This is a genomic window from Delftia sp. ZNC0008, assembly GCF_000799035.1.
Taxonomy (GTDB): domain Bacteria; phylum Pseudomonadota; class Gammaproteobacteria; order Burkholderiales; family Burkholderiaceae_C; genus Comamonas; species Comamonas tsuruhatensis.
In genome coordinates this window covers 1-5,166 of record NZ_JTKZ01000264.1, presented here as the reverse complement: position 1 = coordinate 5,166, position 5,166 = coordinate 1, and the positions used below count along the sequence as shown (strand labels likewise).

Below are 5,166 nucleotides of genomic sequence, written 5' to 3'. Positions count from 1 at the left end.
CGCAGCGCTGGCGCTGTGCTGCGCCACGCCCCTGGCCTCCTGGGCGCAGGGCGCGCCCGCCAGCCTGCCGCTGGTCATCGGCCAGGGCAGCGGTGGCACCAGTTTTTCGGTGCCCATCCAGACCCTGCTGTTCTTCACGGCGCTGTCGTTCCTGCCGGCCATCCTTTTGATGATGACGGGCTTCACCCGCATCGTCATCGTGCTGTCGCTGATGCGCCAGGCGCTGGGCACGCAGTCGGCGCCGCCCAACCAGGTGATCATCGGCCTGTCGCTGTTCCTGACGCTGTTCGTCATGGGACCCACCCTGGACCGCGTGTACCAGGAGGCCTATGTGCCCTACACCACGAATGCCGCGACCTTCGAGCAGGCCATTGAAAAGGCCGAGGCGCCCATGCGCGACTTCATGCTCAAGCAGACGCGCCAGTCGGACTTTGCGCTGTTCGCGCGCCTGGCCAAGCTCGAAGCCGGCGTCACCGCAGAGACCGCGCCGCTGCGCGTGCTGGTGCCGGCCTTCGTGACCAGCGAGCTGAAGACGGCGTTCCAGATCGGCTTCATGATCTTCATCCCCTTCCTGGTCATCGACATGGTCGTGTCCTCGATCCTGATGTCGCTGGGCATGATGATGCTGTCGCCCGTGCTGGTGGCCCTGCCGTTCAAGCTCATGCTCTTCGTGCTGGCCGATGGCTGGAACCTGCTCATCGGATCGCTGGCGGCCAGCTTCGCCGTCTAGTCCCGTTTTATTGGAAATCCTTCCATGACCTCCCAATACGTGCTCACCTTCGGCCGCGAGGCACTGACCTTGCTGCTCATGATCTCCATGCCCGTGCTGGGCGTGGTGCTGGCCGTGGGCCTGGCCGTCAGTGTCTTCCAGGCGGTGACCCAGGTGCATGAGGCCACGCTGGCCTTCGTGCCCAAGCTCATCTCCGCCGTGCTGGTGTTTGCCATTGCCGGTCCGTGGATGCTGAGCACGCTGGTGGATTTCATCCGCCGCACCATAGAGACCATTCCGCAGGCGGTGGGCTGAGCCCTTCGCCGCGCGCAGGAAACGCCGCCGTGATCACCTTCAGCGAAGCCCAACTGGTGGCCTGGCTGTCGCCAGTTCTCTGGCCGTTTCTGCGCGTGCTGGCCATGTTTTCCGTGGCTCCCGTGTTCTCGCAGCGCGTCATTCCCATGCGGCTGAAGATCGGCCTGGCCTTCCTGGTCGCGGTGTGCGCGCAGCCCGTGCTGGGCGATCAGCCCGTGATCGGCATCAACTCGCCGCAGGCGCTGGGGACGCTGATACAGCAGGTCGGCGTGGGACTGGCCGTGGGCTTTGCCGTGCGCCTGGTGTTTGCCGCCGTGGAGGTGGCGGGCGAGGTGGTCGGCCTGCAGATGGGCCTGAACTTCGCCAGCTTCTTCGATCCCACGACCAATGCCCAGCTCAGCGCCGTGGCGCGCTTCATGGTCCAGATTTCCACGCTGCTGTTCATCGTCATCAACGGACACCTGCTGGTGCTGATGGCCGTGCTCAAGAGTTACGAGGCGTTTCCTGTGGACGGCAGCTTCCTGCAGGCCATCAACCAGATGCGGCTGCACGAGATGGGGGCGGCGGTCTTTGCCAGCGCCTTCTGGATCGCCCTGCCCATGGTCGCCATGCTGCTGTTCGTGAACCTGGTGCTGGGCATCATTTCGCGCGTGGCACCGCAGATGAACATCTATGCCGTGGGCTTCCCGGTCACGCTCACCGTGGGCCTGACGGGATTGATGGCCACGCTGCCGCTGCTCGAGCAGCCCCTGGTCGCCTTGCTGCAGCGCGGCATCGCGGTGTTTGGCACCTCAATGTAAGCAGTTGTGAAAAACAACAGATTTTCCGCTCTGCCGGCCGCAAAAGCCTCAGATCAGCTGGTTGTGGATGGCGTAGGCCGTGAGTTCGGCGTTGCTGCTCATCTGCAGTTTTTCCAGCACGCGCGCCCGGTAGACGCTGACGGTCTTGGGGCTGAGCATCAGCTCGGTGGCAATGTCGGTCAGCCGCTGCCCGGCCGCGATCTTGATCAGCGTCTGCAGCTCGCGCTCGGACAGGCTTTCATGCGGCACCTGGGGTGCGGGCTGGGCCAGGCTGTCGGCCAGCATCTGGGCCACTTCGGACGTCAGGTACTTGCGGCCCGTGGCCACCGTGCGCACGGCCTCGATCAGCAGCATCGGATCGCCCGCCTTGTTGGCATATCCCTGGGCGCCCGCCTTGAGGCAGCGCAGCGCGTACTGGTCCTCGGGGTACATGGAGACCATGAGCACCTTGATCAGCGGATGGGTCTCGCGCACGCTGGCCAGGGCCTCCAGGCCGCTGCGGCCGGGCATGTTGATGTCCAGCAGCAGCACGTCGCAGGCGGCGGTGCGCAGCTGTTCACGCAGCTCGGCATAGCTGCCTGCTTCTGCGGTGACGCTGATGTCCACTGCCTCGGCCAGGGTGTCGCGGATGCCCCGGCGCAGCACCGCATGGTCGTCGCACAGCACCACGTGGATCAAAGTCGGCCTCCTGGAAAAAGGGTCACGCCGCCATGGCGTTCAGCATTCATTGCCCGGGATATTAGGGCAAGCGCCGCCATCGTCCAGCGGAATGGAGACGATGACCGAGGTTCCGCGTCCGGCTTGACTGCTGACATCCAGCCAGCCCCGAACGGTGCGCGCGCGCTCGCCCAGACCGCGCAGGCCGAAGGATTCGGGCTTGTCGCGGGCGCCGTCGGCCAGGCCCACGCCGTCGTCCGTCACCTCCAGCGTGAGAAAACCTTCGCGGTCGGAGAGATCGATGTCCACATGGCGCGCCTGGGCATATTTGCCGACGTTGGTCAGCGCCTCCTGGGCCGTGCGGTAGGCCACCACCTGGATGTCGGGCGCGATGTCCATGCTTTCGCGGCTGCTGCGCACCCGGGTGGGCACGCCCGTGCGGCGCTCGAAATTCTCGGCAAGCCACTGGACGGCGGCCACCAGTCCCTGGTCCAGCACGGGGGGGCGCAGGTTCATCATGATGCGCTGGCTGGCGCCCAGCGCGTGCTCCAGCATCTCCAGCGCAGCCAGCGCATGCTCGCGCAGCCCGCCCTCGGGCGCATTGCGCGCGATCCAGGCCACGTCGAACTTCACCGAGGTCAGCGAGCCGCCGATGTCATCGTGGATCTCGCGGGCGATGCTGGCGCGCTCGCGCTCGGTGGAGGTCTGCAGGTGCTCGGTCAGGTCGGCCAGGCGCCGCTCGGACGCCGCCAGCTCGGCCGCCGCGCGCCGGCGTGCCAGGCGGGCCTCGTGCACTTCCAGCGCATGCGAGACCACATGGGGCAGGCGCGTGATGTGGTCCTTGAGCAGATAGTCGCTGATGCCTTCGCGCATCACATCCACGGCGGCCGACTCGCCGATGGCGCCGGACAGCAGCACGAAGGGCGGATGCCCGGGCTGGCGGCGAACCAGCTCCCAGGCATCCAGCGCCGTGAAGCCGGGCAGGTGGTAGTCGGCCAGGATGAGGTCGAATGCCTGGTTGTGCAGCGCAGCTGCGGCATCATCGAGCGTGTCGACCACGACAATCTCGCAGACCAGCCCGCCGCGCAGCAAGCTCAGCCGCGCCAGCGCCTGGTCGGCGGCGGAATCCTCGATGTGCAGTATGCGCAAGGGCTTGTGCGGTGGTCTGGCATCCCCGGGGGCGCTATCATGAGATACATTTTGGAACATAAATGCAAATGGTCGTGTACACCAAGGGATGCGCGGCATTCCCGTGAACGATTGACAAGGGTTGGCCGTGCTGCAAGGCACGGCGCACGTTGGGCTGAAACGCTGGTGGTGGAGTAACAATGCAGTCAATGCACAAGCCTTCGGGCGAGCCTGCCGTTCCCATGCCCGTCATGGTGGCCGCAGACCTGCAGGATGCCTTGCTGGTGGCGATGCGCGATCTGCAGCGCCTGGAAGGCCTTCTCAATCACGCAACGCAGAACCTGCTGGACCGTTTCGACGAGACCCACGGCCAGCTGGCCGGCGAGGCGCTAGCCGCCTTGCCCCAGCTCGATGCCGCCCGGTCCACGTTGAGGCTGGCGGTGACCGAGTTGCAGTTTCACGACATGTCCTCCCAACTGATCGCCCATATTACGAAGATTTTGCAAGGCTGCGCGTTCCAGTTGGCCGCAGCCACCATGGGTGTGGACGAGGGAGAGGACGATTCCCTGGGCCTGCCGGCGATACCCGACCGGCCCAATCCCGTCACGCAAAGCGAGATGGATGCCGGCTCGGTCGAACTGTTCTGACCGCTGACCATGCACCCATCCACCTTTTATTGCCCGTCTGTTGGAGCTATACATGCGATCGATTCTGGCTGTTGATGATTCCCCCTCGATGCGAAAGATGGTGGCGTTCACCCTCGCAGGAGCGGGATTTCGCGTCGTGGAGGCCGTGGACGGCGTGGATGCGCTCGAAAAGGCCCAGCTCGAACAAGTCGATCTGGTGCTGGCCGACCAGAACATGCCGCGCCTCGATGGCATCGGCCTGACGCGCAAGCTGCGCGAAAACCCGAAGTTCCAGAACACGCCCATTCTCATTCTCACCACCGAATCCAGCGACCAGATGAAGCAGGCCGGACGCGCTGCGGGCGCCACGGGCTGGCTGGTCAAGCCCTTCGATCCGAACCGTTTGATCGAAGTCATTCAGAAAGTAATGCGTTGAGCCGATAAGTACGGGCAACAGGAAACAGCAGGACCAAAGATGGCGGATCTACACCAGGATGGGGCAGGAGCGGGCGCAGACTTCGACCTGAGCCAGTTCTATCAAATCTTCTTCGAAGAAGCGGCCGAGAACCTCGACCAGATGGAGCAGATGCTGCTGAATCTGGATCTGTCGGCGGCCAACGACGAGGAGCTCAACGGCATTTTCCGTTGCGCGCACTCGATCAAGGGCGGCGCGGCCACCTTCGGCTTTGCCGATGTGACCGAGCTGACGCACCGCATGGAGTCGCTGCTCGACCGGCTGCGCCGGCACGAGATCACACCGATTCCGGAAATGGTCGACGTGCTGCTGGAGTCGGCCGATGCCAGCCGCAGCCTGCTGGCACGCCACCAGGCCGGCAACGAGGGCGAGGCCCTGTCCACCACGGATCTGGTGGCGCGCATCGAGATGTTGGCAGAAGGCCGCAGTGCCGTGCCTGCAACAGCCGCCACGCGG

At 65.0% G+C, this 5,166-nt stretch carries 8 protein-coding genes; 6 read left to right on the top strand and 2 right to left on the bottom strand.

Annotation, left to right across the window (positions count from 1 at the left end; genetic code table 11):
* Window positions 1-7 precede the first annotated feature (7 nt).
* The 3 genes from fliP to fliR are packed head-to-tail and all read left to right on the top strand — an operon-like array spanning window position 8 to window position 1,824.
* Window positions 8-730: a flagellar type III secretion system pore protein FliP gene (gene fliP, locus L995_RS08730; protein ID WP_082001520.1), complete on the top strand. Its 723-nt coding sequence runs from the start codon at window positions 8-10 to the stop codon at window positions 728-730.
* Window positions 731-754: 24 nt separating this feature from the next.
* The gene (fliQ, locus tag L995_RS08725; RefSeq protein WP_012202581.1) at window positions 755-1,024 is read left to right on the top strand and encodes a flagellar biosynthesis protein FliQ; all 270 of its coding nucleotides are present in this window, start codon (window positions 755-757) and stop codon (window positions 1,022-1,024) included.
* A gap of 29 nt (window positions 1,025-1,053) precedes the next feature.
* Window positions 1,054-1,824, top strand: a complete 771-nt coding sequence (fliR, locus tag L995_RS08720) for a flagellar biosynthetic protein FliR (RefSeq protein WP_012202582.1) — start codon at window positions 1,054-1,056, stop codon at window positions 1,822-1,824.
* 48 nt (window positions 1,825-1,872) lie between these two features.
* On the opposite strand, the gene L995_RS08715 is transcribed toward fliR, so the two are convergent.
* Together L995_RS08715 and L995_RS08710 are read right to left on the bottom strand one after the other, a co-directional pair.
* The gene (locus tag L995_RS08715) at window positions 1,873-2,502 is read right to left on the bottom strand and encodes a response regulator (protein ID WP_016449328.1); all 630 of its coding nucleotides are present in this window, start codon (window positions 2,500-2,502) and stop codon (window positions 1,873-1,875) included.
* 39 nt (window positions 2,503-2,541) lie between these two features.
* Window positions 2,542-3,690, bottom strand: coding sequence for a hybrid sensor histidine kinase/response regulator (locus L995_RS08710; RefSeq protein ID WP_016449329.1), 1,149 nt, complete (start codon window positions 3,688-3,690; stop codon window positions 2,542-2,544).
* A 119-nt stretch (window positions 3,691-3,809) separates the two neighbouring features.
* Here L995_RS08710 and L995_RS08705 point away from each other — a divergent pair, with 119 nt between their 5' ends.
* The 3 genes from L995_RS08705 to L995_RS08695 form a co-directional block, all read left to right on the top strand.
* A complete protein-coding gene (locus tag L995_RS08705; RefSeq protein WP_016449330.1) occupies window positions 3,810-4,256 on the top strand; it encodes a hypothetical protein in 447 nt (148 codons plus the stop codon).
* Between the two features lie 52 nt (window positions 4,257-4,308).
* A complete protein-coding gene (locus tag L995_RS08700) occupies window positions 4,309-4,671 on the top strand; it encodes a response regulator (protein WP_016449331.1) in 363 nt (120 codons plus the stop codon).
* A gap of 39 nt (window positions 4,672-4,710) precedes the next feature.
* On the top strand, window positions 4,711-5,166 hold a 456-nt coding region (locus tag L995_RS08695), incomplete at its 3' end, for an Hpt domain-containing protein (protein ID WP_047471032.1).

What these genes read in the sequence shown, in the direction of transcription:
- fliQ (WP_012202581.1), top strand. Translation starts at nt 755, where the DNA reads ATGACCTCCCAATACGTGCTCACCTTCGGCCGCGAGGCACTGACCTTG.
- L995_RS08710 (WP_016449329.1), bottom strand. Translation starts at nt 3,690, where the DNA reads ATGTTCCAAAATGTATCTCATGATAGCGCCCCCGGGGATGCCAGACCA.
- L995_RS08705 (WP_016449330.1), top strand. Translation starts at nt 3,810, where the DNA reads ATGCAGTCAATGCACAAGCCTTCGGGCGAGCCTGCCGTTCCCATGCCC.
- L995_RS08700 (WP_016449331.1), top strand. Translation starts at nt 4,309, where the DNA reads ATGCGATCGATTCTGGCTGTTGATGATTCCCCCTCGATGCGAAAGATG.